Here is a 3,924-nt window from a genome sequence, read left to right as displayed (position 1 = left end):
ATGGTGTGGTGGGTAGCCGTGAGGAACGTGGATCTTCACCGCCTGCCACGCCAGTGGCAGGAAGTATCAGATTTACGTAGACGCTCACGCGATGCCCCGCACCGGCACCGGACGGACGACGTCGAGCAGGCGCATCAGCTGCGCTTCGACCTCCGGGCGGTCACGCACGGGGTCGTCGCTGTGTGCGAGGTAGAGCATCGCTTCCTCGATCGCGGCGAGCAACAGGTGTGCCATCACGGGCGAGGGTTCCGACAGATCCCCGTTCTCGCGAGCGATCGCCCTCAGCGAATGCTCGATCCGGCGGATCGACGTGTGGCGGTGGGTTTCGCGGACCTCCGTCCACCCGAGCACCGCCGGTGCCTCGATGAGCAGCAACCTGCGGGTCGCGGGAGCGTACACCGTATCCAACGTCGCCAGGATCGCGCGGCTGAAACTCTCCCACTCGGACGTCTCGGGATCCTGCTTCCCCAGGGTCTCCTCGGCCTCGAGCTGGATGCGCTCGATAACACCCCGGAACAGCTCGCGCTTGTTCGCGAAGTGGTGGTACAGCGCACCGCGGGTCACCCCTGCTTGCACCACGATCTCCTCGGTGGCGGCAGCGGCGTAGCCGTCCCTGAGGAAGATCTCCTGAGCGGCGTCGAGCAGCGCAGCGCGCGTGCGCACCGCGTCTCGAACACGCCCGGAGTTCTCGTGTTTGTCGGACAATTTCTCTCCCCTGTCTTATCTGTTACCCGATCTAACGTCCCCCCCGGGCGTTTCGGCGCGTCGCGCTCAGAGAATCGGAGCCGGCGTGTACTTCGCTGCCTCCGGATACCTCGCGACGAGGTCGTTCACACTCTCGACCACGGACGCGACCTGCGCTTCGGCCGCCCCCACGAACGCAGAGCGGTCGGCGAGCGCGGCCTCGAGCGCCGTGCGGTCGAGCGGCAGCCGCTCGTCGGCGGCGAGGCGATCCAGCAGATCCGGTTCGCGCCCCTCCTCGCGCATCGCGAGCGCCACCGCCACCGCGTGTTCCTTGATCACCTCGTGGGCGGTTTCCCGCCCGACCCCGGCACGCACCGCCGCCATCAGCACCTTCGTGGTGGCGAGGAACGGCAGGTACCGGTTGAGTTCCTTCTCGATCACCGCCGGGTACGCACCGAACTCGGCGAGCACCGTCAGGAACGTCTCCGTCTGGCCGTCGACGGCGAAGAACGCGTCGGGCAGCGCAACGCGGCGCACCACCGAGCAGAATACGTCGCCCTCGTTCCATTGGGCGCCGGCCAGCTCGGCGGCCATCGACGCGTAGCCGCGCAGTACCACCTGCAGACCGTTGACGCGCTCGCACGAACGCGTGTTCATCTTGTGCGGCATGGCCGAGGACCCGACCTGGCCGGGCTGGAAGCCCTCGGTGACCAGCTCGTGCCCGGCCATCAGCCGGATCGTGTGGGCCAGCGACGACGGACCGGCGCCGACCTGAACGAGCGCGGAGAGCACGTCGTGGTCCAGCGACCGCGGGTACACCTGGCCGACGCTGGTGAAGACGTGCGAGAAACCGAGGTGCTCGGCGACCTTCCGTTCGAGCTGCTCGAGCTTGCCCGCGTCCCCGTCGAGCAGGTCGAGCATGTCCTGGGCGGTGCCCATCGGGCCCTTGATGCCGCGCAGCGGGTAGCGGTCGATGAGCTCCTGCAGCCGCGTCAGCGCGATGAGCAACTCGTCGGCGGCCGACGCGAACCGCTTGCCGAGGGTCGTGGCCTGCGCCGCGACGTTGTGGGAGCGGCCGGCCATGACCACGGTGGAGTACTCGGCGGCCCGCTCGGCGAGCCGCGCCGCGATCGCGACACCGTGCGCGTGCACGTGCTCGAGCGACCGCAGCACCTGCAGCTGCTCGACGTTCTCGGTGAGATCGCGGCTGGTCATGCCCTTGTGCACGTGCTCGTGCCCGGCGAGCGCGTTGAACTCCTCGATGCGAGCCTTCACGTCGTGCCGGGTGACGCGCTCGCGAGCGGCGATCGAGTCGAGGTCCACGTTCTCGAGGACCCGCTCGTAGTCGGCCAGAGCCTCGGCCGGAACGTCGATACCCAGCTCGGCCTGTGCCCGCAGCACCGCCAGCCACAGCTGCCGTTCGAGCACGATCTTGTGCTGCGGTGACCACAGTTCCCGAAGCTCGGGGCTGGCATAACGGGTGGCAAGGACGTTCGGGATCAGGCTCACAACCGCACAGTTTACGGGTCGGGACTCACCGGATCGGTGTCGGCAGGCGGCGCGACGCTCCCGACGACGTCGAGCAGGAGCCCGCGGGCCAATCCGCGCGGATCGGGGTCGAGCTCGCCGAGAGCTCCCAGGACGGCTCCGTCGACAGCCGCCACGAGCCTGCGGATCTGCGTCGGATCGACGGTGCGGCCGCAGCGTTCCAGCAGGTCGGTGAGCAATTCGTCGACGATCCGCCGAGCGTGCAGCTGGACGTCGCGCAGCTCGGTGTGACGCGCGGTCGCAACGCACCGCTCGTACCGGGAGATCAGCTGCTCACGCTCGAGCTCGCCGACACCGCGGGGCCCCACCAGCAGGTCGATGATCAGTTCGGCGGTCGACTCGAGACTGCGGCGGCACGGGGTCACCTCCTCGACACGGGCCCGCATCTCCTCCAACTCCCGGCACGAGTTGTGCTGGAACGCGCACACCACCAGCTCGTCGAGGGATTCGAAGTAGTAGGTCGTGGAGGCGAGCGGCAGGCCCGCCCGGTTCGCGACAGCGCGGTGACGGACGGCGTCGATACCGCCCTCGAGGATGAGCTCGGCTGCCGATTCGACGAGCGCCTGGCGGCGCCGCTCGCCTTTCGGTGTGGCAGCTGTCGTCACACTGTCATCGTGACAGTCTCGGCCGCTCCACCAGGGGAGAACGGCCGGAAGCACGACATCGCCCTAGGTGTGCTGCCCGGGCACGGGGTGCCGTCAGGAGGGCTGCAGCCAGGCGTGCAAGCGGTCCAGCGCCTGCTCGATGTCGGCGGTCGCACCGGCAAACGACAGGCGCACCGTCTCGTCGCCGCGGACGGTGTCGAAGTCGATGCCCGGAGCGAGCGCGACCCCGGTGTCGTGCAGCAGCCGCGAGCACCACGCAGTGGACGTCTCACCGGGTCGCAGCAGGTGCGCGATGTCCGCGTACACGTAGAACGCGCCGTCGGCGGGCGCGAGCTTCGTGATCCCCATCGCGGGCAGTCCCGCCAGCAGCAGATCCCGGTTCCGGGCGTAGCGCTCGACGTGCCCGTCCAGCTCGGCGCGGGCCTCGGCACCGAATGCCTCGGTCGCCGCGTACTGGGAGATCGCCGGAGGGCACACCGTCATGTTCGAGGCGAGCCGTTGCAGCGCGCGCTGCAGCGACTGCGGCACCAGAATCCAGCCGAGCCGCCAGCCGGTCATCGAGAAGTACTTCGACACCGATCCGACGACCACCGATTCGCGGGACGTCGCCCAGGCGGTCGACGTGGCCGGTGTGCCCGGGGTGGCGAACTCGATGCCGTGATAGATCTCGTCGGAGATCAGCAGGGCACCGTGGTCGTCGCACCAGCGGGCGAGCGCGGCCAGTTCCTCCGGCTCGATCATGCTGCCGGTCGGGTTGGCGGGGCTCGCGACGATCAGACCCGCCGGTGGGGTGTCGAGCGCCTCGAGCATCGCGACGGTCGGCTGGTAGCGGGTGTCCGGACCGCAGTCCAGCTCGACCACGTTGCAGCCGAGCGCCGCGAGCGTGTTGCGGTACGCCGGATATCCGGGCCGCGCGACGACGACGGTGTCACCGGGGTCGAACGCGGCGAGGAACAACAGCGTGAACGCACCCGACGATCCGGTGGTGACCACGACGTCGTCGGCGTCGACGTCGATGCCGTAGCGGTCGCGGTGGTAGGCGGCGATCGCCTCGCGCAGCGGCAGGATCCCGAAGGTCTCGGTGTAG

Annotated in this window: 4 protein-coding genes; all 4 read right to left on the bottom strand. The window is 69.2% G+C overall.

What is annotated here, in order from left to right; translation table 11 throughout:
- Window positions 1–84: 84 nt before the first annotated feature.
- The gene (locus tag I0Q12_RS07325; protein ID WP_231610186.1) at window positions 85–705 is read right to left on the bottom strand and encodes a TetR/AcrR family transcriptional regulator; all 621 of its coding nucleotides are present in this window, start codon (window positions 703–705) and stop codon (window positions 85–87) included.
- A gap of 66 nt (window positions 706–771) precedes the next feature.
- On the bottom strand, window positions 772–2,193 hold the full coding sequence (purB, locus tag I0Q12_RS07320) for an adenylosuccinate lyase (RefSeq protein WP_197251297.1): 1,422 nt from the start codon (window positions 2,191–2,193) through the stop codon (window positions 772–774).
- A gap of 11 nt (window positions 2,194–2,204) precedes the next feature.
- Window positions 2,205–2,837, bottom strand: coding sequence for a TetR family transcriptional regulator (locus tag I0Q12_RS07315; protein WP_197251296.1), 633 nt, complete (start codon window positions 2,835–2,837; stop codon window positions 2,205–2,207).
- A 93-nt stretch (window positions 2,838–2,930) separates the two neighbouring features.
- Window positions 2,931–3,924 (bottom strand): aminotransferase class I/II-fold pyridoxal phosphate-dependent enzyme (locus tag I0Q12_RS07310; RefSeq protein ID WP_231610185.1); only part of this gene is annotated, 994 nt, incomplete at its 5' end.

Source organism: Rhodococcus sp. CX (genome assembly GCF_015865005.1).
GTDB lineage: Bacteria > Actinomycetota > Actinomycetes > Mycobacteriales > Mycobacteriaceae > Rhodococcus.
This window is presented reverse-complemented; position numbering and strand designations above follow the sequence as displayed.